Genomic DNA, 21,970 nt, shown 5'->3' with positions numbered 1-21,970 from the left:
CATCAGTCTGGTCGCCTATGCACCTGGTGATGTCGAAGACTCGTTTTTACCTGGGCCAGCGTCAATTGGATGAGCGCGATCCTCATTGAAGATCTCAGTTAGTAAAGCGTTCGCTCGCTTGTAAGCGTCGTATCTGAAGTCGGTATCCTCATCGGGTTGAGCGGCCATCTCCTCCAGCATTTCCAGGTTCAGACGGCGGAACCGATCCGCACGCTCACGGGCCTCGTAGCGTCCTATCCCTAGTTGCTCCAAAGCTCTGCGCCCGAGAGAAAGTGCGCTTTCAAAGGTCTCTCGCTCTACGTCTTCAATACCCATCTGACGCAGCGTGATGATGTGTCCCATATCACGAGCGCGCACGACCAGCTTCAAGGATGGAAAATGCTCTTGGGCCAGCTTGGTCAGTGCCAGGTTATCTTCCTGATTGTCGATGGCATTGATAAGCACCACGGCCTGTGCGGCACCCGCAGCGTGCAGTAAATCGAGACGAGTGGCATCCCCGTAGAATACCTTCACCCCAAACTTGCGAAGTGTCTCGATGTGGTCTGGGTCGTGATCCAAGACCACTACCTCGAAACCACAGGACATCAGCAGACGTCCCGCGATCTGACCAAATCTTCCGAAGCCGGCGATGATCACTCGAGGATTACTTTGGTCAATGGTGTCCGCTTCCTTGCTGCCCTGTTTGTTCGCTGACTCCAGGTGATTGAGCAAGAGGATCAATAAAGGCGTTACACCCATGGACAGCGCCACCGCCAGCGTCAAGCTTTTACCCCAAGGGTCGACTAGGATTCCGGCGACCGTGGCGGCACTAAATACGACAAAGGCAAACTCACTGCCTTGACCGAGAAATACCGCCTGCCATGAACGCTGGTCATTTGGGACATTCAGGAATCGACCCAAAAGCTTGATCACGAGTAGCTTGATCAGGATGAAGCCCAACGTCAGGGTGATGACTTTCAGAGGGGCGTCGATCAGCGTTCCGAAGTCAATCGACATACCCACGCCGATGAAGAACAAACCCAGCAACAGCCCTTTGAAAGGTTCGATATCGCTCTCCAGTGCATGACGATACTCCGAGCTGGCCAACAGGACGCCGGCTAGGAAAGCGCCCATGGCCATGGATAAGCCCGCCTCTTCCAACAAGAGGCCAAACCCGAACACCAGGAACAGTGCGACGGCGCTAAAGATTTCTCTCAGGCCAGAGCGCGCTACGAAGCGAAGGACGGGCCGAGAGACGTACTGACCCAAGAGAACCACTGCGACAATTGCACCGACGATTTTGGCGATAGACAGGGCCAGCGCTGCCCCTGAGGGCGTACCACCATCTGCGGCCAGCAGTGGAATCATTGCCACCAAGGGAATCGCTGCGATGTCCTGGAATAACAACACCGCAAAGCTGCTACGACCTACAGCGGTGGAGTTCATGTTTCGCTCGCTCATGGCCTGCATGGCGATAGCAGTCGACGACAGGCTCAGCGTCAGGCCGACCAGCTATGCAGCCGTCCAGTTCAAGCCTAGGGCTGCGCAAAATATTGCGATGGCAATACCGCACGCCAGCATCTGTAACGCGCCGCCCCCGAACACCATACGGCGCATTGCCCAAAGACGCTTGGGGTCGAGTTCCAGACCAATGATGAACAGCATCAAGACCACGCTAATTTCGGCGAAGTGCAGGATGGACTCGACGTCAGTCACGAGTTTCAAGCCCCAGGGGCCGATCACGCAGCCGGCTATCAGGTAGCCCAGAACAGGCCCCAATCCCAACCGGACGGCAATCGGGACTATCAAAGCAGCCGAGCCTAGGTAGATGAGCATTTCAATCAGGCTGTGGGTTTCCATTCAGTCTTCCTTCCATGAGGCCAGGCGCTCGCCGTAACGACGAATTTGCTTGAGTAGTGCAGTTTGATCTGCTCTGTATGCGCCGTGAATTGCTACAGGACTCAACCAGTTCATCGCGCAGTAGTTCGCGGTCGCCTGAAGGGGTTGGGACAACACCGCGAAGCCTGGGTGGTCGCCGCCTTGAAATGATCGTGCTCTCCGCCCGTGGTTACGGCCCACAGCAGACTCTTGTTTTTCAACGCAGTAGCGCCCGCACCGTAGGCCCAGCCCTGCGTGAAGACCTTATCGATCCACAGCTTCAAAAGTGGCGGGTAGCTATACCAATATAGAGGGTGTTGGAGAACCAACAGGTCTGCTTGCTCCACGGCCTTTTGCTCGGCTTCAACGTCGATATTGAAATCGGGGTAAAGGTCGTACAGGGAGCGGATTACAACATTAGGATTAGTTGCTGTGAACCTGAGCATCAGCTCGTTTACGTTGGATTTCTCAGGGTAAGGATGGGCGTAAATGATCAGAATCACGGCGTGATCCCCCACAAGCTGGGCGTTCTTTTAGAACGGAAAAAGCCCCCTGACCGTTGAGCGTAGATGCACTCAGCAATCAGGGAGCTAGTAGTTAAGCGATGAAGCCTTATTGACCTGCTTGCAGCTTCAAAACATCCTGTGCAGTCACGGGGTTGCCAGCGATGCCCCAGTCTCCGCTCTTAACCTCTTCGAAAATGACCCAGGTCAGGGCACGCATGTTTTCGCCCTCCACCGACACCATAGCGTCGGTTACCTTGCGAATGACCTCTGCTTTTTGCTCGTCGGTAAAAACGCCTTCGATGCCTTTGATAGTCACGAGTGGCATGGTGTTCTCCTAAGGTCTTGAACGGGAGTATTAGGCTTTCGCAGCTGAGTATTCCGGGTAGTCGGTGTAACCCTTATCAATGGAATCGCTAACCCCGTAGTAGGTCTCGCGATCACCCTCGGCCAGCGGCCAATCGTTCTGCATGCGCTCTACCAGATCCGGGTTGGCGATGTAGGCGGTGCCGAAAGCGATCAGGTCGAGTTCGCCTTTGGCCAGCTCAGACTCTGCGATCTCTTTGGTGAAGCCGCCAGCAGCCATCAAGGTGCCTTTGTAAGCTTCACGGAACGCAGCGCCGAAACCTGGTGGTGTTTGCGCGGCCAGGATGGTCGGCTGGTAGTTCAGGTGAACAAATGCCAGCTCTCGTTCGTTGAGGGCAGCCGCCATGCTCATCCAGGTTTCTTCTTCGCCTTCGTACACACCGAAGTCGTACAGTCGACCGAACGGAGAGAAACGCACGCCAATTTTCGATCCACCGATTTCAGCTGCAATCGCGTCAATCGTTTCCAGGAGGAAGCGCTGACGGTTCGCAATGGAGCCACCGTACTGATCAGTACGAGTGTTCAAGGCGCTGCTCAGGAATTGGTCGAACAGGAAGCCGTTGGCTGCCATGATTTCGATACCGTCAAAACCGGCATCCATCGCCATACGCGCAGACTTAACAAAGTCCGCGATGACGCGTTTTACTTCTTCGGTTTCTAGGGCGCGTGGCGTACTAGGCTGTACAGGGCCAGATTTGCCGGGCTCGATCCAGGCATACACCGTGGTATCCACCGCAGGCACCGTGCCCGAAGACACGGGCGCCATGCCATGTACAGACACGTGGGACATGCGGCCAACGTGCCAGAGCTGTGCAAAAATCTTCCCGCCTTTGGCGTGCACCGCGTCAGTCACGTTGCGCCAACCCGGCAGATGCACATCCTCGTAGATACCAGGGGTGTACAGATAGCCACGAGCCTCATCGGAGATGGGCAGGCCTTCGGTGATCAGCAAGCCAGCAGAAGCACGTTGCGCGTAGTACAGCGCGTTCGATTCATTTGGAATGTTGTTCAACGTTCGGGTGCGGGTCATGGGCGCCATGACAACGCGGTTTTTTAGCGGGATACCGGCCAAATCGTAAGGGGTGAACAGCTCATTCATGATTGCTCTCGAAATCGTCTAAGAGGAAAGTCTGCGTAATGCTTAGGACTTATCGAAAGCGTCGAGTACATGGGTGCTGTAGACAAGAGCGGCACCGGCGTTCATGTTGATGGCTACGCCCAGTGCTTCGGCCACTTCTTCGCTGGTAACACCGAGCTTTTTGGCTTCCGCTGCGTGGAATGCAATACAGCCATCACACCGGGTTGTCACAGCTACTGCGAGGGAGATCAGTTCGCGAGTTTTCGCATCCAGGTGATTTGTCTTGCTGCCGGCAGCACCGAGAGCAGCCATGCCCTTCATGGTTTCAGGGGAAAGGCCGTTCAGCTCTACCAGACGAGTGTTGATGTCTTTGCGGGTTTGCTTCCAATCTTGCATGGGGGCTCTCACGTGGGCGTTCAACGCCCTGCAGGTTCGTGGGTGATTTCTGAATCTGGATATACGCTACCATCTAGTTGGTAGGCTTTCAACAGATCATTAGAAAATCATGTCACTCGACAAGATCTTGGTGACAATTTCGGTACGGGATTTTCTAGGATTGGTTGGAAGATTCTTCCAAATAAAACTGCCTACCTATAGGTAGCCTTTCTAAGGATGAGAATCTTATTTGGTTGGAAAAAGCAGCGCGCCCGCTCGAATGGATGCATGTGCCGAATGCTTGGGGGATAAAGCTTGCCGTATCAAGGTTGAGATTCTTTGTACGGAGCTGGGGACAACCATGCTCAGGTGCGTGTCGTCCACGGCGAGACGGCGCGGCAAACGTTTACACCCAGCTGCTGCCATTGCGACAGAGCTGAGTGCATAAAAACTGCCTGAAACCGATCAGCCTCCAACCGGGGTGCGCATGGTGACAAATTCTTCAGCGGATGTCGGATGCACAGCGATGGTCTCGTCGAAAATGCGTTTGGTCGCCCCCGACTTCAGCGCAATCGCTAACCCCTGCACAAGCTCTCCGGCATCAGGGCCTACCATATGACAGCCCAAAACCTTATCGGACTTGGCATCCACCACGAGCTTCATCAACGTGCGCTCCTGGCACTCGGTCAATGACAGTTTCATAGGGCGGAAGCGGGTTTCAAAGATTACTACCTCGTGCCCTGCCTCACGTGCCTCCTCTTCGGTCAACCCGACAGTTCCGATATTAGGCTGGCTGAAGACTGCCGTCGGGATCATCTGGTAGTCAACCGGACGGTATTGCTCAGGCTTGAATAAGCGACGTGCCACTGACATACCCTCGGCCAGTGCGACAGGCGTAAGCTGGACTCTCCCTATCACGTCTCCCAAAGCTAGGATTGACGGCTCAGCAGTTTGATATAGCTCATCGACCTCAACAAAACCTCTTTCGTCTAGTTTTACACCCGTATTTTCCAAGCCCAGGTTGTCGAGCATCGGGCGTCTACCCGTACCGAAGAGGACACAATCTGTCTCAAGCTGCCGACCATCCTTTAGGGTTACTTTCAGGCTGCCGTCAGGTTGCTTGTCGATACGCACAATGTCGGAATTGAATTGCAGATCCATCCCACGCTTGGTCAACTCTTCCTGCAAATGCTTGCGTACCGTACCGTCGAAGCCGCGCAGGAACAGATCACCGCGATACATCAGCGTGGTGCTGGCACCTAAGCCATGGAAGATCCCGGCAAACTCAACGGCAATGTAGCCGCCACCGACTACAAGAACGCGCTTGGGCAGACCTTTGAGAAAGAATGCTTGATTGGAGCTGATCGCGTACTCGTGACCGGGGATTTCGGGGATCTTTGGCCAGCCACCGGTAGTAATCAGCCATTCGTGACCGGGCAGCGCTCCTGGACGCCGGGGTACAAACCGGCTGGTGATGGGATCGTGAATCCGATACCGCAGAGGGTAGCGAAGTCAGCGTCCGCCCCTGAGGTCATCAGTACCGCTTCGACAGGAGTGATTATTGGCAACAGGAATAGCCATGTGTATCACCTACCGAGTGGGTGCCCGAGCTATGACAAAGTAGCAACGAAGAATCAGATCACTTTCGGGTCAGAGTCAGAAGCGGAAGCTGCCGGATTTAGAAAGGCAGGTAATTGCAGGTAGGCAAGTCTTGTGGCCATGCCGTCCTTAAAGATGACGACTTGAGTGTTTGTGCAGACCCCTCGCGGGGACGGCTGTCGTAAACCAAGCCAAGGGGAAAGCCATTGGCTTGGCCCTTCGGGCGTCCATACTCCCACATTCGGCCTAGCAACCTGCGCCCTCCGTTTGTAAAAGATTTCGCAATGAAACTCAAATGGGAATGAATGTGCTTTGGACGGTACCACGTGGATATGAGGCTCAAACCCACTGGGTCACCGCAAGGATAACGATGGGAAGGGCCACTCCCGCCAGCAGGGTCTGACAAGCAATGATTCCGGCCATAAGCGGTGCATCTCCACCTAGCTGCCGCGCCATGATGTAGGACGATGAAGCAGTGGGGAGCGCCTGAAACAGCAGTGCTGCGATGGCAGCTTTTCCTTCCAGCCCGAACAAATGGCAAGCTCCAAGCGTGACCAGTGGCATGACTAAAAACTTCACCAGTGACGAATAGCCAACTGGGCGCAGCCACTGCCTCATGCTCCCGAACTCCAGCGCGGCGCCCACGCAGAGTAAACCTAGAGGGAGTGACGCTTGGCCCAACGCTTTGAGCACTGGCTCAACACCGATGGGCAGTCCCAAACCTGTCACTTGGATCAACCCACCAGCCAAGCACGACAGCAACAGCGGATTCAGAGCCAATTGCTTAAGGACTTTGCTCAATGGCATCCTGCCACCCGCCCCGTACTTCGCAAAGACCAACACGCACAGGATATTCACTGTGGGCACTATCGCCGCGTTCGCAACGGCTGCCAGGGCAATGCCCTGAACACCGAATAATCCCGCCGCTATCGACACGCCCACGTAATTGTTGAAACGTATACCACCCTGGAATATGGAGGTGAATGCCGCATCGTTTGTGGTGATGAGCGCTCGCGCGCTTACTAACATCAGCGATACCACAACAGTCGATACGATGAGCACAGAGACCATGCCTTGAAAGGGCACCCCATCAAGCTTAGCTGTAGCCAGCCCGTGAAAAAAAAGAGAGGGAAGCAGTACGTAATATGCCAAGCGCTCTGCCTGCGCCCAAAAGTTATCTGCCAAGAATTGACTACGTTTGAGCCATGCGCCTAACACGATCAATAATGCGATAGGCAACAAAGCTGTCAGCAAAGAGAGCGTCATGCGCTTGCCTTGATTTTCTGAACCAGCCGTTCACAGCCCTCAATCAGAACTGACTCATCAAGGGCGAATGAAAGCCTGAGATGCCCCGGCATACCGAATGCGCTACCTGGAACGGTAGCTACGCCTACTTCGAGTAGGGTTAGTGCGAAAGCCTGATCATCTTTGATCGTTCTGATCCGAGGTAGCAGGTAAAACGCACCCTCCGGACACGCGACATCAATCGCTTCGCAGGCCTCGAAGACATTCAGAGCGGCATCACGCCGCTGGCGATAAATAGCATTTCGCTCTTTCACCAGTGTCTGAGGCCCAGTCAACGCAGCCACCGCCGCCACTTGGCTCAGAGTGCTGGTCTGAGTACAGTTCTGTGACTGAACCGAATTGATGGCCGTGATCAATGGCGTTGGCCCACATCCCCATCCTACCCGCCAGCCGGTCATTGCGTAGACTTTGGACACGCCATCTACGATCAAAATACGGTGAGTCAAATCAGGTGCCACCGCCGCCAAGGTCTGATATACATCATCCGTGTAACGAATTTCTGAATAGATGTCATCTGAAAGCACCATCACTCCTGGGTATCGGCGCAGGACTTCAGCGATGTCTGACAGTTGCTGGCTTGAGTAGAGCGATCCTGAAGGATTACCGGGCGCGTTCAAGATGACCCATTTGGGCGACCTTGCCACACGAAGCGCTGCATCCAAAGCCTCTGCGGTGAGGCAATAACCGGCTTCTAGGGTAGTAGGCACCATCAAAGGTCGCGCGCCACACATTTTGATCATGGTGGGATAGCTTGCCCAATAGGGCGCAGGAACGATGACCTCATCCCCCTGTTTTAATGTCGCTTGGAAAGCGTTGTAAATGATCTGCTTCGCGCCACAGCCGACTGCCACCTGATCGTCTGAGTAATCCAGGTTTCGAATGGCTTTCATGCGCATACGGATCGCGTAACGAAGCGGTTCGATACCGTTCGAAGGTGAGTAAGTAAGGCGACCTTCAAGCGCGGCGTGCGCAGCCTCAAGCACGTGGGGCGGCGCGTTGAAATCCGGCTCTCCCAATGTCAGGTCGATGACATCCCTGCCCTGAGCGCGTATCAGCGCGGCGCGCTCAGCCATGATTAAGATAGGAGACCGCAACGAAGTGGTGTCGGTAGATGAAATGATCATGGTGCCCCTCAGCGAATCATCAAGATAGGCACCACGATAAGAAGTTCGACTCTAAAATAAAAACGACTTAAAATTCAGAAATCAACAAGTTTTTCTCATAGGTCAGTTTTTGGCAGATGCGCCTTCACGGCGTTCGCCAGTGCTGAAGCCAACCGTCCAAGTGGACGGTCTTCACGCTCCAGCAACACGACGCGCCTGGTTTTTTGCGGCGTGCCGAACGGCGCGATGGTCAGTGTCGTTAGGCTTTCGACTTGATGCTGAGCAAGCGGAATAATGGAGATGCCAAGTCCATTCGAAACCATCTTTATTATTGCATCTTGACTATCTAGCTCCATGCTAGTCTGCACGCGCAGCTTCATAGCGCGTAGCTCGCGCTCAATGGTTCGACCTGCCCAGGCGCGGCGGTCGAACCTAATGAACGGCTGGCTTTTGAGCAGCAACTGCAGGTCTTGAAGAGCAAGTGACACCGGCGCGATAATCCAGAATCCCTCCTCGTAAAGCGCCGTGCTCGTCAGACCATATGGGTGCGGTTTGACCGGCTCCGTTGTGATCGCAACGTCAAGCTCGCCCGCTTCAACGCGCGTAGCCAGCTCTGCGGACATGCCCGAAGCAACCGTGATTCGCAGGTGGGGATGATCGGTACGCAGTGCTGATAGCGCATGGGGCAGGACGCCGGCCAGCGCTGTCTGAATGGCGCCGATTCTAAGCCTGCCGCGCAGCTCACTGTCGCCACCAATCTCGGATGAGATGCCGTCGTATAGGGATAGGATTTCTCGTGCGCGCTCTACTGCGATATGACCTGCATCCGTGAGCACCGCCAGCCGCCTTGAACGATCAAACAGAAGTGCGTTGAAATCCTCCTCCAACGTCCGAACATGAAGGCTGACTGCTGACTGGGTGAGGTGCACGGCATCCGCTGCTCTGACGAAAGAGCCGTGCTGGGAAATAGCGAGCAGTGTTCGAAGTGCGCGTAGCGACATAGCCATTCATCCATCGAATTGATGGGCGAGCTTACCAGTCTGGACATGCGTGGTGTTTGGATGAAACCCCTTCTGCTCCTGCTCAATGTACCTGCGGCGAAATGGCGCACCCTTGTAAAATGTACATCGCGTGTTAAAGAGCGCTAAATAGCCTCCCCTTTGCAGCGATTTCATTCATGAGTTCGTTGAGACGTATCCGACCCTGGATTGCCTGCCTGGCGATCTTGCTGAACATTCTGGCCATGCCGCTCAGCCGTGCGATGCAAGCGCCCGATGTAAATCTCATGCTGTGGGGCGGATTTTGTTCCGGGGGAAACTCGAGCGTCGTCTCAGCTGAGTTTCGCCAGGCGATCGAGGCGCTTCAGATACCTCAATCCGAACCCGAACACGCCATGCACCATGCGGACTGCTGTTGCGGCCATGCCGGGCTGGCAGCCCTGCCCTCGGATTACTACCGCCATTTCTTGCCGCAGTACACACCCGGCGTTGTCCTTGAAGATCCTGAACTGCCAACGCTGCACCCAAGAATCCGCTGGCCCAGCCTGAGTCCACGCGCCTCCCCTTTTGCCTGATCACGACACCGCCCACTGCGTGCGGTGTTGCTCGCTTTAAATTCTTTCAGCGATCTGCAACGGTTGCTGAACGCCCTTGAAGTTTCTTGATGATCAGGAAGTGCGTGCCATGCCTGCTCCATTTTCTTTGCGCTCTGCAAAGCGTTTGTCTGTGTCCCGTTCTATGTGGCCTGTATTGTCGATAGGCGTACTGGTATCCAGCCCGCTGTCCTTGGCACAGGCTGAAGCCGGCGAGCCCGGAAGCTCGACGCTCACCTTGGGCGCCGTAAGCGTTCAAGGCTCCGCCAGTGGCCCTTTGGCTACCCGCAGCGTACTCAGCTCGGTGGATATTTTGGGCGCGGAAATCCTCGAAAAGATGCCAGTCAATTACAGTTGGGAGCTGTTCCGCCGCGCTCCGGGGGTAATGCTGACTGAGTTCAACCAAGGCACCACGTCAGGCAAAATCTCCTTCCGAGGCTTCAACGGCGAAGGTGAAGTGAACGCAGTAAAATTGCTGATTGATGGCATCCCAAGCAACAGCAATGACGGCAATATGCCGTACATGGACATGATTTTCCCCATGGAGTTGGACAGCATTGAGGTGGTGCGCGGCACCAGCGATGCGCGCTATGGCCTGAACAATATTGCCGGCAACGTGAACATGCTGACTCGCACGGGGGGCGACTACAACAAGGCGCGGCTGCGCTATGGCAGCTTCAATACCCACGAGGCCCAACTTGCCAATGGCATTGAGGGCAGCAACTGGACGCAAAACTATTTCTTCGCCTATCAAAAATCTGATGGCTACAGAGATCACGCTGAAGCAGATAAGTTTTCGATGTCGGGCAAATGGTTCTATACGCCGGACGATGACAGTTACCGTATTGGACTGATCGCTCGTCACTACGAAACCGAGGCTCAGGAGCCAGGCTATCTGAGTGAAGATGATGCACGTCATCACCCGGAAATGACCAACAGCTTCAACGCGACGGACAAGGGTACTCGTCGTATGAATCAGGTCAGTCTGCATTTCGATACAGACTTGGCTGATACGCTTGCCTGGTCAGCGAAGACCTACGTCAACACCTTCGATGACAGGCGCTGGACACAATACTGGAGCACCAGCGCACAACAGGAACGCGACGCTTATGAGACGCAATATGGCGCCCTCACCTCCCTGACCTGGCGACCGGAAGTCAAATGGCTATACGACTTCGCGTTGGAAGGTGGCGCGGACGTACAGCAGCAGCAAAACAAAAGTGAGCGATATCGCACCAGAGACCGTAAGCGTCTAGCTACAACCCGCGACCAGCAGTTCGACTTCGACACCTACGGCGCTTATGCCCAAGCAGAGATAAAACCTTTCGAATCTCTGAAGATCGTACCCGCCTACCGGGTCGACAAGATCCAGGGCGATTTCACTAATGAAACGACCGGCACAAATTTCGACATCAACGACTACGGACTGATCAAGCAGCCGAAGATTAGCGTTGTCTATTCTCCGTGGGAAGTTGCCAGCTTCTACGCGAACTGGGGGCGTACCTTCCAGGTGGGCAGCGGGGCGGCGGCTTACAAGATTCCGCCCAGAGATACTGACCTAGCACCTTCGATCAACGAGGGATGGGAAACAGGCATCAAATTCACGCCGGTTGACTGGGTGGATGGACGCGTCGCCTATTGGCAGCAAAAGGCCTCTGGGGAAGTCAGTCGCCGGCTGAACGACCCGAGCGGCGAATCCGATAATGTCGGTGAAACACGTCGCTGGGGTTACGACTTACAGATGAACCTGTATCCGAATGAACGCACCAATATCTGGATGGGTTACTCCTGGCAGTATTCGAAAATACTCCAGCCAAGTGCCACGTTGCCTAACAGCAAAGGTCAGGAAATCGACCACATCCCGCATCACTTGTACAACGCTGGCATCAGCTATGACGCGACACCTGCATTACAGCTGACCGCGTGGATGAACGGTCAGACTAATTATTATCTGGAGCGGGAAAATACGAAGGGGACTTACGGCGGTTACGTGCTAATGAACCTTGGCGCAACCTACAAGGTGACTCAATCAGTGAGTGTTGACTTGCAGCTGAAGAATCTCACGAATCGATACTATGAATATGTCTGGTACGACCCGGATGGCGCGCAGGCATCCCTGCATTCGCCAGGTGATGGTCGTGCACTTTATACTGGAGTGACTGTGGAGTTCTAATAGGTAGTGGGCTGAGGCCTACTGGGCCTCAGCCGCCAATGTTTTAACGTGCCCTGCTTTCCATACCTGTTCATCGAAAGAGGAAATAACCTGATAAAACCCCAGCACCATTGGAAATTAGATCAATAAAATTCCACACTCGAATTTAATTATACGGGATCGCAAAGCAAGGAGGGCTATCAAATCTTGCAGGTGACTCGACACGAAATGAGCATGCATAGCATTTTGATCATGCCATAAACACTCTACTACCCAGCCATCTGATTCGGAACCTTTTTTTAACTCGCATGTTGCATTACCCACAGAATCGCTTTCTAACAATTCAAGAACGTGAGATATCCTGTTCTGAAAATCATCATCCATCTTAATCTCGAATCCCATAGCTGTTCTCATAAGACTCGGCATAAATTAAACCTCCCAGCTGAAAAGAATTTATAAATTTAGGTAAACTGCTAAATTAAATATAGACAAACCGAAATATTACTAAAACCTCAGTTACCATCGATCCAACCTGCATAACTCTCAAGAGGCTAAAATAAACGAAAATTGGTAAAAAAAATGCCAAAACGTTGCCGATTCCTGCCAAGATTCACAAATCCGCATAGTAGTCTCTAGACGAGGGTCGATCGCAGATGCCTGCCAAATGTATTCAGTTCGTTACCTATCCTGAAGTCAGCCTGCTTGACTTAGCCGGCCCTTTAGACGTTTTCATTGCTGCCAACCATTTTGCGCAAGCTGATCATGCACCATATTCATTATCCATTCTGTCGTTAGATCCAACTACGGAGATATTTCCTAGTTTCTCGTTCAGCGCCGAAGTCTTGGGCATAGATACACCAGCACCGCACACGCTGATCGTGCCGGGCGGGCCTGGAATTCACAACTTTTGTGAACATCCAGATTTCTTTAGAAGTTTTGTAGGGCATTGTGAAAAAGCATCTCGCTTAGTTTCAGTTTGCACAGGGGTCTTTGCACTGGCGACTGCCGGAAGATTAGACGGACGAAATGTCACAACACACTGGTCGGCCTACGATAGGCTGGAAATTGAATTCCCATCTATCAAGGTGAAGCGCGGGCCTATATTTATTAACGATGGAGATATATGGACATCTGCTGGCGTCACCTCAGGAATCGATTTAGCTCTTGCAATTATCGAGGCAGACCTGGGGTATGCTACTGCACTAGAGGTTGCACGACATCTGGTTGTCTTTCTGAAGCGTTCCGGCGATCAGAATCAGTTCAGTTCAACACTAACCCTACAGTCAAAGAGCAGCAATTTCTCCGACCTTCACGCATGGATCAACACTAATATTAGTGGCGATCTATCGGTATCTTCACTAGCAAACTTCATGAATATGAGTGAGCGAACATTTGCTCGAAAATATCGTGAGGACAGTGGGTTTACACCTAGCAAAATGGTCGAAAAAATCCGCTTGGAAGCCGTTTGTCATATGCTGCTAACGTCACGTACGCCACTCAAAACAATTGCCCGAAAATGCGGCCTATCTAATGAAGCGACCTTGATACGTAGTTTTATGAAAACCTATGCTGTGACGCCTGGCGAGTATCGCGAACGCTTTAGGTCTGGCGAGGAAGCACAAGAATGAGTGCTCAGAGCGTTTGCACCTACGAATGACTTTGAGCTTGCAACCCTGCTTGAGATCTAAGTAGAAAAAGTTTCTCAACCCTATCTTTTGTTTTACGCATCAGGCTGATAAGTGTCGATAAGTCACGTTCATTGATTGGATCGAACTGATCTCAAGGCCTGGCTATCAGGTTTATATCGCACCCTCTGCACCCAATGGCAAACCGCTTCAGGTGCAAGGCTTCATCAAAGCTTTTGAAAAGGCCGCACGTTTCAACGGTGAAGCGTTGCACCAGCTTCAGGAGTACGAAATACCGCTGGTGGGCCTCGATCACGCGATGACGTTGGTGTATCGCCAGGAGTATGCGAAGACACTTGGCAGCCACAAGGTTCCTACCGTACTCCCGCCGCAGGAGTGGCTCGCCAATACGCTTCCACAGTCGCAAATTGTGAAAGATGCCGAACCCTATCATTTCCTTCCCCACTGCACTGAAAAGACAAATGAGCCAAACAGCATCGTTCTTTGGCAGCGAGTCTATGAGCGCATGGGACTGAAGATGAGCGTTCAAGCCAGCGGATGCTGTGGCATGTCCGGCACCTATGGGCATGAGGCAAAGAACGCTGGCACTTCTGGCGTAATTTACAAACAGTCATGAAGACCGCTTGTGAAAAAGCTTAACGCTTGAGGCCGGTAATTGGCTGACGGATATTCTTGCCGAAGCCAAGTTAAGCGACAGGACGCAGTAACCATCTTGCATCCGCTGCAGGCGCTGCTCGCAGTGGTCAGAGATGATACTGCCTGACCACTCGAGATCTCTATTTCATGCAGGAGAGTGAGCCGACTCTTTGGCGATGAGCGTACTGCCGCTCGTCTTGCGGCCTGGGTTCATTTTGTGAGAAAACGCCCGTCGGTATTCAGACGGCGATGTCCCGAGATGAACAGCGAATTGTTGCCTCAGCGACAAAGGCGTTCCGAAACCTGCCTCGCCGGCAATACATTCGATCGGCAAATCGGTGGTTTCCAATAGCTCTTGTGCTCTGACGACGCGCTCTGCGTTCAACCATTTCGAGACGGTACTGCCAGTGGTGTCTCTGAATCGCCGGGTAAATGTACGCCTGCTCATTTTCGCCTTGTCCGCCAGCACGTCGAGCGTCAGATCTTTGGCCAGATTCTTCCGGGCCCACCCTAGTACATCAGATAAGTGCGTCTCGCTGGATAGCTGCGGCACCGGGTGCTCCACGTATTGCGCTTGGCCTCCCTGCCTGTGCGGCGGGGTCACCAGCATCTTCGCGGTGCGATTCGCGATATCAGCGCCAAGTCGCTGGCGTACCAGATGAAGGCAGCAATCGATTGCCGCCACAGTACCCGCCGAGGTCATGATGTTGCCATCACTGACATAGAGCACTTCGGGCCTGAAACGAACTTCGGGAAAACGGCGTGCGAACTCGTCGCGGGCTGCCCAGTGAGTGGTGGCTTCTTTACCATCAAGCAGTCCGGCAGCCCCGAGCACAAACGCGCCCAGGCATAAGCCCACGATGAGTTTTTCCTGAGTGTTCGCGAGCTGCAAGGCTTTCACAAGTTCTGCAGACGCAGCGACCGATTGATCGCCCCACGCCGGAATGACAATCACGTCGGATATCTCCATCAGCTCCAGACCGTGACTGACCTTTAGGCCGATGCCTTGGTCGCTGCTGACCATACCTGGCGACTCTGTGAAGTAGCTGACCTCGTATTGAGGTTCGCCAGGAGCGGATTGAGCCGTCCCCAGCACCATTCCGGGCACGGAGAGATGGAACAGGCTCACGCCTTCGAAAGCCAGAACAGCAACCCTGATGGATTTCATCGGTAAGCCTCACATTCGTGAACAGGGCTGATTACATGGCCCGATTATATCGAAATATGTCATTCAGGCCACTGGTACCCGGTATACCGTTGCATGAGAATGGGGTCATAACCTATTCAAAGGACTAAGCCCATGAATCTCAAAACACTTCCCATCGCCCTGAGCATTGCTTGCGCTGCGGCCACTCCGTTGGCATTCGCAGGTTCCGACGCTCACAAAACTCCCGATGCAGCTCATAAAGTCGGTTTGCAGCAAATCCGTAATGCAACGGTGAAAATCTCTTATGGCGACACAACTTTTCTGATCGACCCGATGCTGTCCAAGAAAGGTACTTACCCAGGATTTGACAATACTTACCGCAGCAACCTGCGTAATCCCCTCGTCGATCTGACAGAGTCGCCCGAAGAAGTGATTTCTGGCGTAGACGCTGTCATCGTCACGCATACGCATCTCGATCACTGGGATGATGCCGCTCAAAAAGCGTTACCCAAAGACATCCCTCTGTTTGCACAGCATGAAGACGATGCGAAATTGATTCGCTCCCAAGGTTTCAAGAATGTGCGCGTGCTGACTGACGAAGCTGAATTCGGCGGCGTCAAAATCACCCAGGTTGGGGGGCAACATGGCACAGACGCAATGTATGCCTCTCCCCCTCTTGCAAAACTTCTCGGCGAGGCCATGGGTGTTGTATTTCAAGCGCCCGGTTACAAGACCCTTTACCTTGCGGGCGACACTGTCTGGCGTAAGGAGGTAGACCAGACGCTGGAGAAGTATCATCCCGAAGTCGTCGTTCTCAACGCAGGGAAAGCAAAGGTGAACGGTTTCGAAGGCGCGATTATTATGGGTGAGGAGGATGTTCTGCGCGCTTCACAGGCCGCTAAAAACGCCAAAATCGTCGCCGTTCACATGGACGCAGTCAACCATATGTCGCTGACCCGCAACGAGTTACACACTTACGTCAAAGAGCACGGTATCGAAAGTCGTGTAGACATACCGGAAGACGGGGCTTCACTGGCGTTCTGACTGCCATCTTTTGGCGCTGGACTATGGAAAGATATCCAGCCCCTAGACCTCAAGCTTCACCCCTGTACCCATTCTCGGATAATCCGACCGGAGATCGTCATGAAACGTGGCCTTATAGTAGTTGATCTGCAAAACGAATACCTGCCCACCGGCAAACTGCCGCTGACCGGCATCGAAGCGGCTGTCGCGAATGCTGTTCGAGTGATCAGCCACTCGCGCCGAGCAGATGTTGCTGTTTTTCACATCCGGCACGAGTCCGGTGATGAAGACGCTCCGATTTTCGTCAAGGGCTCTAGCGGCGCAGACATTCAACTGGCTGTTGCCCCTGTAGGCCACGAGCCTGTGATTGTAAAAAAACACATCAACGCCCTCCGTGAAACTGATCTCAAGCAGCAGCTGGAAGCTGCGGATATCCAAGAACTCATAGTCATCGGTGCCATGAGCCACATGTGCATCGACGCGGTAGTACGGGCGGCGGCAGACATGGGCTATCCTGTTACCGTGCTGCACGATGCCTGCGCTACCTTGGATCTCACATTCAATGGTGTAGACGTTCCTGCCGCCCAGGTGCATGCAACGATCATGGCAGCCTTGGAGTTCGGCTACGCTACCGTCAAATCGGTGAACGATCACCTATCGGCGTGACCGTGTGACGACATTCAACCAGGGCTCTCTGGGGCCCTTGTTTTCAGCGTCAACGCATTAACAATCTGTTGGCGGCGACGACGTACTTAGCTTCCATCGCCTCAGAGTCAAGAAACTCACTTTTTTTGACTGCCCACTCGAGCGCTAGCGATTTATACCGATTCCCCTTATCAACCCTATCTTGCAGCGCAACAGCTTCCCGATCTAGAGGCCGTGGTTCCTCTCGCACGGAATGTTGGAATGGACATTGAAACTGCGAAACGTACCGTACCAAGGGTGGGCGCCTGAGCAGTGCGTTGGTGAAACAGGATATCGGTCGGTTTCTGATGGAGCGGTACAACTGGCAGCGACCGCATCAGTTCAGCGAAGGCTTGGCGCCTGCCGTTGCCGAGGAAGAACTTAACGCAGTGTCCGCTATCAGTTGATCACTACACCGGTTGCTCCTAAAGCCATGCTAATAATTGCCAGAGGGCTGTCTAATATCCCAGCCCCGCCCCAGGCTCCTAACCTGGATTCAGTTCGTACTCCGCTCCACCGCAGTATCGGTAACGAGGGTTTGGCCACCATTTTTTGACCTAGCACGATGCCGTCGGTCTTGGCCACGTTGCCGCGAGGCCTGCTGCTTCGCATACGTAGCCTGAGTAGCGGTTACCACGCCGGCAGGTTCCCCATTCAAATCCAAGCGCTGGGCATTCTCTACCATACTTACCCAATACCGGGTTCCCCGACACCAGGTCGAGATGCCTAGCTTCAGCTGCTCACGGGTTAATCCGAGTAACTCTAGATGCTGTTCAGCATCCTTGAGAATACCTTCCTTGAGCGGAACCTTTGGAGCTGGGTTGACAGGGAACGCCAGCGGGAAGTGCTTCTGCAGCGGCCAGATCGCCTCAACAGCAGGATCCGGGATGCGAGGCTTCGCTTGTGGGGAAGGCTTTCGCTTGAGGTCTTTTGCACGATCTGCCTCTTCAGGCTCTCTTTCAGCCCGCAGGCGGTCACGTAACTCAGCTAGTTGTTCAAAACCCATCGTTCTCACTACTCAAATGTCGATTGCGTGGTGCAAGGATATTCTATGCATCGTTTAGGAGCAGCTCAAACAGCACAAATCGCCCCAGATTTCGAATCAAGGCGACGTCCGGTACGTTAAAAACATCTGAGGAAAGCCCCCTAATCACTACCACGCCCTGAAACCGATCCTTTTTGGTCATCTTTAGGAATAGAATTTCGCAGTCTAAATAGGAAAGAAGCCAAAAAATGGAAGTCATTCAGCTATTGCAATCGCTGGTCAACAGCGATTACAGCATTTTTGTAGCAGTCGCAGCCATGCTAACGGTGTTCTTGAAGATTGTGGCTCATATCACCAAAGCAATGGATTGGCACGATCAGCGCTTTGTTCGCAAACGTCTTTCTTGCCTCAAGGACGTGCGATCAGGTGCAGCCAGTGCTCGGCTCGTTAAATATCTGGACGATGCTATCGAGCTGGAGATGTTTCGAATCGCATCGGGCGTAAGCACTAGCCGCTCAAAGATGCAGTATCTGCTTCAGCTTGATGAAACTGGCCGGTGGAGCCGTATGCAGCTGCAAAGCCTTGAAAAATTTCTGGCGTTGCAGCCCGGTAGCGAAACCCCTGTTTTATCAGTGACTTTCCTGGATCGGTTGAGCGCGTGGATAAGTGGTCTTAGTACACTCTTGACTCTGGCCTTAGGGGTTGGATATCTAACTGAGCTGGTTCTCACCGGCGCGACGCTTATGTGGGCTTTGGGGCTGTTGTTGTTCGGATTAGCGATGCTGCTCGCAAGGTATTTGGCGACAGACTTCATCGACTATGTCATTGTGAAACGGGCACAGCGACACCTAAGCTGGAAAGCCCAGATATTAGCTCCCGATCATTGATCAGAAATGGCTGGAAAAGGAGCTGATATATCGTGACAGGCTGTCACTCCGGGTTTATGAAGTCCATACCGCCTCCAATACGTCTCTGATCTCAGCAATGAGCCGGCGATGTAGTGGTTGACAAGCCACTGGGGAGGCGGAGGCCTAGATCAGGATCAATATCGAATCCGACTTTCCCCGTTCACAAAGCCCGCCTCGACTGACGCGGTATGCATTATTTCACTTCAGGATGTGCCATTTGGCGAATGCGCAGTGGCACCTAACGATTAAAGCATCCAAAACCAGCCTCGTCAGAGACACATCTGACAAGCAAATGTGAAAATTGGCAAATTAAATTCGTCATTATTTTGACGTAAAAGCCTGCGTTAGCTAGAAGTTTGTTTGTTTTGAAATACCCCATTATTCTGCCGCTCCCCGAATGCATGCTGCTTACTCTCCTGCTCTGAATCCAGCTGCTGACTCCCAAATGCTACGATCATAACGAAAGGATTCTAGACTGGATGCCGCTACGGTCATCTTGCTTGTTTACTGCGTTTCCCTCCTCGCCTTAAGTCAGCTGTTCTCTCGCATACCGGTGCTCACCGCATCCACTGCGGCCCGTTCTTCACCGCTCGATGCTTTGCGTGGCATCTTGGCGACTGCGGTTATCTGCCATCACTTTGTGGTCACCTATTTCTGGAAAGCAACCGGCATTTGGATCCCTCCTCAAAGTGCTGTACCTAATAATCTGGGCGCTGTACCGGTATCGTTATTCTTCATGATCACCGGTTTTTTGTTCTTTGGAAAAATCTATCAGCGCCGCCCGGACTTTCTAGACATCTTCAAATCGCGAGTGCTGCGGATCATGCCACTTTATGCGTTTGCGCTTATATTCGTGGTTTTATTGAGCCTGTACGAAACGGGCTTTGCCTTTATCACGCTGAAGGAATTGGGTCAGGAAGTCTTTAAGTGGCTAGTATTTTCCGGAGGCTCGTTCAATGGTTTCATTCATAGCAACATCATGACCGGAGGCGTGCACTGGACATTACGGTACGAATGGCTGTTCTACCTGACGTTACCAGTGATCGCCGCGCTGGTGAATAAGGCCTGGTACGGCAAATATTCGCTGGCCTCGCTGCTGGTGTTCGCGGTGATCACTGTCTGCATGATGCTCGGCATCGTCAAGCCTGCCTTGCTGCTGCTGTTCGTGGCCGGTTTCATTCCGGTACTCATCAAGCGTCACTTTCCCAAAAGCATCGCCTACATGGCCCACCCGTTGGTATCAGTCGCCGCTCTACTACTGATAGCGTGCGCTATGAAGCTGGAAGCCTATTCTGTACTTCAAATCGCCACAATGGCCTTGCCCTTCATGATCTTGGCCCTTGGCAACGACTTGTTCGGTTTACTAGCCAGCCGGGGCCTAAAGTCCCTTGGCGAAGTGAGCTACAGCCTGTATCTAACCCACGGCGTGGTGCTCTACATTGCGTTTTCTATTTTGCATCTTTATTCGTTCGAAGACACTCAGCTGACTGACTTCGTCGTCCATTTCCCTGCGATATTGCTCACCGTAGCCCTGCTGTCCTACGTCACATTCAACTGGGTGGAAAAACCGTTCATCAGAGTGCGCAAACCGAGCATTATGCAAACCGAAGGGGTCGGCCGATCTCAGCCATTGACAACTGATTGACTCAACCAGCCCAAGCGAACGGGCTGCTTCGGTATGGCTGTAGCCTTGGTCGAGCACCAGGCATGCAGCCTCGCGCTTGAATTCAGGGGTAAAGGCACGGCGTTGTTTGGTCATCAGACACCTCTGTGTGGCGATCATTCTCTCCTAAAAGGTGTCCGGGGTTAGTAGACCACTACAAACTGATGTAGGTTTGCCGGGGGGCATGAATGGAAGGCAGGTGGCCGATGCAGCACGGAAGGAGAGAACAAACCTGAGGGTGCTTTTCATCACCGGATACGCTGAGAATGCTGCGGTAAGCAATGGTAATCTGGACGAAGGGATGGCCGTGATTACGAAGCCATTCGCAATGAGCCATCTGGTGCGTAGGGCGCGTGAAATGCTGGAAGATTCACGTGTCCAGTGTGCTACCAAGGAGATTATGTGAAGAGAGCCAGGTCAAAAAAGAAGTGGGCGATGAAGCTCAAATAGGATTCGGTGCACGAGCTCCATACCTGGCTACCTGTAATGAAAAGCCATGATAGCTCTAGTTCTTAAGCAAAATACGAGAAGCATCGCGACCGATAAAGCTCAACGCCACTCTCCTTTTAGCCAGCCCTGCGCCTGCGGAAGGTTGAGCAGCGGCTACACGAGCCCCTATTCAATTTAATCCGGCGATGGGACTGACACGTTTAGCCGCCCTGCACTGCCTATTACAAAAGCAAGGCGGCGGTATCAATTAGTCTTTCGATTTCATTTCAGTGGCTGCGCGAGAGAAGCAGTATGGAATTACAGCAATCGCTAACCCCATAGCGGCTGCCGCCGCCTCTTGAGGCGCACCTTTAGCAGCCGCGATCCCGGTGTAGGCGACAAATGCACCGACTACTGACATGAGAAGAGATATACCCCAGAAGAACTTGATCATTTTCTATCCCTAGAAATCTAAAAATTATTATGGCTGGACGCCTTTGATTTTTTCGAGCTTCATTTGGTAGCCTTGGCCAGGCTGAGTGACCGTCTCTGTCTCGACGGTTTGGACAATACGTCCATCGGCGTTCTTTGTGACGGAAACGCTTTTGGTATACGCCGTCTGGACGCAACCAGCGAGAGCGGTTGTAGCCAGTAGCACGATTGCAGCACTGCACTTCATGGTGGATTCCGATTCCATAGTAGCGGGGTGGCGAGAATACTCGCGAAGGTGGCCATACGCCAGCCCTACATCTTGGTTCCGAGCCTATCAACGGGTGAGGCCCCGGTAGGTTCAAGGTTGCGCTGCACGTCAGGCTCGATTGGTAAGCCTCGCAATATTGAAACCATTCCTCAACGTCATGCTTCCAAAAAGCGCTTCATGATGGCACTCTGGTTTCTTAAGTTTAGCATCCACGGAAGGC

The 21,970-nt window shown here is 53.1% G+C and carries 18 protein-coding genes and 6 pseudogenes; 10 read left to right on the top strand and 14 right to left on the bottom strand.

The genetic code is table 11. From position 1 onward, the window contains the following. Positions 1 to 15 precede the first annotated feature (15 nt). From kefC to IFT57_RS11345, 6 genes and pseudogenes are all read right to left on the bottom strand, one after another. A pseudogene (kefC, locus tag IFT57_RS11370) lies at positions 16 to 1,839 on the bottom strand (glutathione-regulated potassium-efflux system protein KefC). Continuing rightward, a pseudogene (gene kefF, locus IFT57_RS11365) lies at positions 1,840 to 2,360 on the bottom strand (glutathione-regulated potassium-efflux system oxidoreductase KefF). Between the two features lie 109 nt (positions 2,361 to 2,469). After that, the gene (locus IFT57_RS11360) at positions 2,470 to 2,688 is read right to left on the bottom strand and encodes a tautomerase family protein (protein ID WP_122797573.1); all 219 of its coding nucleotides are present in this window, start codon (positions 2,686 to 2,688) and stop codon (positions 2,470 to 2,472) included. A gap of 30 nt (positions 2,689 to 2,718) precedes the next feature. Continuing rightward, a complete protein-coding gene (locus tag IFT57_RS11355; RefSeq protein ID WP_192151439.1) occupies positions 2,719 to 3,825 on the bottom strand; it encodes an alkene reductase in 1,107 nt (368 codons plus the stop codon). A gap of 42 nt (positions 3,826 to 3,867) precedes the next feature. Then, a complete protein-coding gene (locus IFT57_RS11350; protein WP_007252395.1) occupies positions 3,868 to 4,200 on the bottom strand; it encodes a carboxymuconolactone decarboxylase family protein in 333 nt (110 codons plus the stop codon). 444 nt (positions 4,201 to 4,644) lie between these two features. Then, a pseudogene (locus IFT57_RS11345) lies at positions 4,645 to 5,601 on the bottom strand (FAD-dependent oxidoreductase); the annotation flags it as partial. On the opposite strand from IFT57_RS11345, the gene IFT57_RS27255 reads away from it, so the two are divergent. Further along, complete coding sequence (locus tag IFT57_RS27255; RefSeq protein ID WP_446731196.1) at positions 5,554 to 5,883, top strand: sunset domain-containing protein; 330 nt, start codon at positions 5,554 to 5,556, stop codon at positions 5,881 to 5,883. The pseudogene IFT57_RS11345 and the gene IFT57_RS27255 overlap by 48 nt on opposite strands. Positions 5,884 to 6,117: 234 nt before the next feature. Here the strand turns inward: IFT57_RS27255 and IFT57_RS11340 are convergent, their stop codons facing one another. The 3 genes from IFT57_RS11340 to IFT57_RS11330 all read right to left on the bottom strand — a co-directional run bounded on the left by IFT57_RS11340 (position 6,118) and on the right by IFT57_RS11330 (position 9,187). Then, the gene (locus IFT57_RS11340; protein ID WP_122797570.1) at positions 6,118 to 7,044 is read right to left on the bottom strand and encodes an AEC family transporter; all 927 of its coding nucleotides are present in this window, start codon (positions 7,042 to 7,044) and stop codon (positions 6,118 to 6,120) included. Further along, complete coding sequence (locus tag IFT57_RS11335; RefSeq protein ID WP_122797569.1) at positions 7,041 to 8,207, bottom strand: pyridoxal phosphate-dependent aminotransferase; 1,167 nt, start codon at positions 8,205 to 8,207, stop codon at positions 7,041 to 7,043. Before IFT57_RS11335 ends, IFT57_RS11340 begins: the two co-directional genes overlap by 4 nt. A gap of 95 nt (positions 8,208 to 8,302) precedes the next feature. Then, positions 8,303 to 9,187 (bottom strand): LysR substrate-binding domain-containing protein, encoded by an 885-nt coding sequence (locus IFT57_RS11330; protein WP_122797750.1) that lies wholly within the window; start codon positions 9,185 to 9,187, stop codon positions 8,303 to 8,305. Between the two features lie 176 nt (positions 9,188 to 9,363). On the opposite strand from IFT57_RS11330, the gene IFT57_RS11325 reads away from it, so the two are divergent. The 4 genes and pseudogenes from IFT57_RS11325 to IFT57_RS11310 form a co-directional block, all read left to right on the top strand. Next, complete coding sequence (locus IFT57_RS11325) at positions 9,364 to 9,759, top strand: DUF2946 domain-containing protein (RefSeq protein WP_122797568.1); 396 nt, start codon at positions 9,364 to 9,366, stop codon at positions 9,757 to 9,759. A 109-nt stretch (positions 9,760 to 9,868) separates the two neighbouring features. Further along, positions 9,869 to 11,950, top strand: a complete 2,082-nt coding sequence (locus IFT57_RS11320) for a TonB-dependent receptor (RefSeq protein WP_122797567.1) — start codon at positions 9,869 to 9,871, stop codon at positions 11,948 to 11,950. Between the two features lie 632 nt (positions 11,951 to 12,582). After that, on the top strand, positions 12,583 to 13,557 hold the full coding sequence (locus IFT57_RS11315) for a GlxA family transcriptional regulator (protein WP_122797565.1): 975 nt from the start codon (positions 12,583 to 12,585) through the stop codon (positions 13,555 to 13,557). A 133-nt stretch (positions 13,558 to 13,690) separates the two neighbouring features. After that, positions 13,691 to 14,338: pseudogene (locus IFT57_RS11310) on the top strand (hypothetical protein); the annotation flags it as partial. Between the two features lie 18 nt (positions 14,339 to 14,356). Here IFT57_RS11310 and IFT57_RS11305 read toward each other — a convergent pair. Next, entirely contained in the window at positions 14,357 to 15,379 is a 1,023-nt protein-coding gene (locus IFT57_RS11305; RefSeq protein ID WP_192151437.1) for a GlxA family transcriptional regulator, read from the bottom strand. A 132-nt stretch (positions 15,380 to 15,511) separates the two neighbouring features. Between IFT57_RS11305 and IFT57_RS11300 the strand changes: the two genes are divergently transcribed. Both IFT57_RS11300 and IFT57_RS11295 read left to right on the top strand, forming a co-directional pair. Beyond that, positions 15,512 to 16,402 carry an MBL fold metallo-hydrolase gene (locus IFT57_RS11300; protein WP_192151436.1) on the top strand — a complete coding sequence of 297 codons (891 nt, stop codon included), beginning with the start codon at positions 15,512 to 15,514 and terminating at the stop codon, positions 16,400 to 16,402. Between the two features lie 99 nt (positions 16,403 to 16,501). Continuing rightward, positions 16,502 to 17,047: a cysteine hydrolase family protein gene (locus IFT57_RS11295; RefSeq protein ID WP_192151435.1), complete on the top strand. Its 546-nt coding sequence runs from the start codon at positions 16,502 to 16,504 to the stop codon at positions 17,045 to 17,047. A gap of 514 nt (positions 17,048 to 17,561) precedes the next feature. Here the strand turns inward: IFT57_RS11295 and IFT57_RS11290 are convergent. Beyond that, complete coding sequence (locus IFT57_RS11290) at positions 17,562 to 18,071, bottom strand: ProQ/FinO family protein (RefSeq protein ID WP_192151434.1); 510 nt, start codon at positions 18,069 to 18,071, stop codon at positions 17,562 to 17,564. 227 nt (positions 18,072 to 18,298) lie between these two features. Here IFT57_RS11290 and IFT57_RS11285 point away from each other — a divergent pair, with 227 nt between their 5' ends. Continuing rightward, a complete protein-coding gene (locus IFT57_RS11285; RefSeq protein ID WP_192151433.1) occupies positions 18,299 to 18,937 on the top strand; it encodes a hypothetical protein in 639 nt (212 codons plus the stop codon). Positions 18,938 to 19,511: 574 nt separating this feature from the next. After that, positions 19,512 to 20,603: an acyltransferase family protein gene (locus IFT57_RS11280; protein ID WP_342030342.1), complete on the top strand. Its 1,092-nt coding sequence runs from the start codon at positions 19,512 to 19,514 to the stop codon at positions 20,601 to 20,603. On the opposite strand, the pseudogene IFT57_RS11275 reads toward IFT57_RS11280, so the two are convergent. Then, a pseudogene (locus tag IFT57_RS11275) lies at positions 20,583 to 20,717 on the bottom strand (transposase); the annotation flags it as partial. The gene IFT57_RS11280 and the pseudogene IFT57_RS11275 sit on opposite strands and share 21 nt — an antisense overlap. A gap of 58 nt (positions 20,718 to 20,775) precedes the next feature. On the opposite strand from IFT57_RS11275, the pseudogene IFT57_RS11270 reads away from it, so the two are divergent. Next, positions 20,776 to 21,027: pseudogene (locus tag IFT57_RS11270) on the top strand (hypothetical protein); the annotation flags it as partial. 291 nt (positions 21,028 to 21,318) lie between these two features. On the opposite strand, the gene IFT57_RS11265 reads toward IFT57_RS11270, so the two are convergent. After that, the gene (locus IFT57_RS11265; RefSeq protein ID WP_192151432.1) at positions 21,319 to 21,504 is read right to left on the bottom strand and encodes a hypothetical protein; all 186 of its coding nucleotides are present in this window, start codon (positions 21,502 to 21,504) and stop codon (positions 21,319 to 21,321) included. A 27-nt stretch (positions 21,505 to 21,531) separates the two neighbouring features. Further along, positions 21,532 to 21,729, bottom strand: a complete 198-nt coding sequence (locus IFT57_RS27160; protein WP_342030341.1) for a hypothetical protein — start codon at positions 21,727 to 21,729, stop codon at positions 21,532 to 21,534. Positions 21,730 to 21,970: the final 241 nt, after the last annotated feature.

The organism is Pseudomonas sp. CFBP 13719 (genome assembly GCF_014842095.1).
In the GTDB taxonomy this organism is placed as follows: domain Bacteria; phylum Pseudomonadota; class Gammaproteobacteria; order Pseudomonadales; family Pseudomonadaceae; genus Aquipseudomonas.
This window is presented reverse-complemented; position numbering and strand designations above follow the sequence as displayed.

Excerpts from the sequence above, each read along its gene's own strand:
- IFT57_RS11290 (WP_192151434.1), bottom strand. The coding sequence starts at position 18,071 with ATGGGTTTTGAACAACTAGCTGAGTTACGTGACCGCCTGCGGGCTGAA.
- IFT57_RS27160 (WP_342030341.1), bottom strand. The coding sequence starts at position 21,729 with ATGAAGTGCAGTGCTGCAATCGTGCTACTGGCTACAACCGCTCTCGCT.
- IFT57_RS11350 (WP_007252395.1), bottom strand. The coding sequence starts at position 4,200 with ATGCAAGATTGGAAGCAAACCCGCAAAGACATCAACACTCGTCTGGTA.
- IFT57_RS11315 (WP_122797565.1), top strand. The coding sequence starts at position 12,583 with ATGCCTGCCAAATGTATTCAGTTCGTTACCTATCCTGAAGTCAGCCTG.
- IFT57_RS11330 (WP_122797750.1), bottom strand. The coding sequence starts at position 9,187 with ATGTCGCTACGCGCACTTCGAACACTGCTCGCTATTTCCCAGCACGGC.
- IFT57_RS11320 (WP_122797567.1), top strand. The coding sequence starts at position 9,869 with ATGCCTGCTCCATTTTCTTTGCGCTCTGCAAAGCGTTTGTCTGTGTCC.
- IFT57_RS11295 (WP_192151435.1), top strand. The coding sequence starts at position 16,502 with ATGAAACGTGGCCTTATAGTAGTTGATCTGCAAAACGAATACCTGCCC.
- IFT57_RS11325 (WP_122797568.1), top strand. The coding sequence starts at position 9,364 with ATGAGTTCGTTGAGACGTATCCGACCCTGGATTGCCTGCCTGGCGATC.
- IFT57_RS11335 (WP_122797569.1), bottom strand. The coding sequence starts at position 8,207 with ATGATCATTTCATCTACCGACACCACTTCGTTGCGGTCTCCTATCTTA.
- IFT57_RS11355 (WP_192151439.1), bottom strand. The coding sequence starts at position 3,825 with ATGAATGAGCTGTTCACCCCTTACGATTTGGCCGGTATCCCGCTAAAA.
- IFT57_RS11340 (WP_122797570.1), bottom strand. The coding sequence starts at position 7,044 with ATGACGCTCTCTTTGCTGACAGCTTTGTTGCCTATCGCATTATTGATC.
- IFT57_RS11300 (WP_192151436.1), top strand. The coding sequence starts at position 15,512 with ATGAATCTCAAAACACTTCCCATCGCCCTGAGCATTGCTTGCGCTGCG.
- IFT57_RS11265 (WP_192151432.1), bottom strand. The coding sequence starts at position 21,504 with ATGATCAAGTTCTTCTGGGGTATATCTCTTCTCATGTCAGTAGTCGGT.
- IFT57_RS11285 (WP_192151433.1), top strand. The coding sequence starts at position 18,299 with ATGGAAGTCATTCAGCTATTGCAATCGCTGGTCAACAGCGATTACAGC.
- IFT57_RS11360 (WP_122797573.1), bottom strand. The coding sequence starts at position 2,688 with ATGCCACTCGTGACTATCAAAGGCATCGAAGGCGTTTTTACCGACGAG.
- IFT57_RS11305 (WP_192151437.1), bottom strand. The coding sequence starts at position 15,379 with ATGAAATCCATCAGGGTTGCTGTTCTGGCTTTCGAAGGCGTGAGCCTG.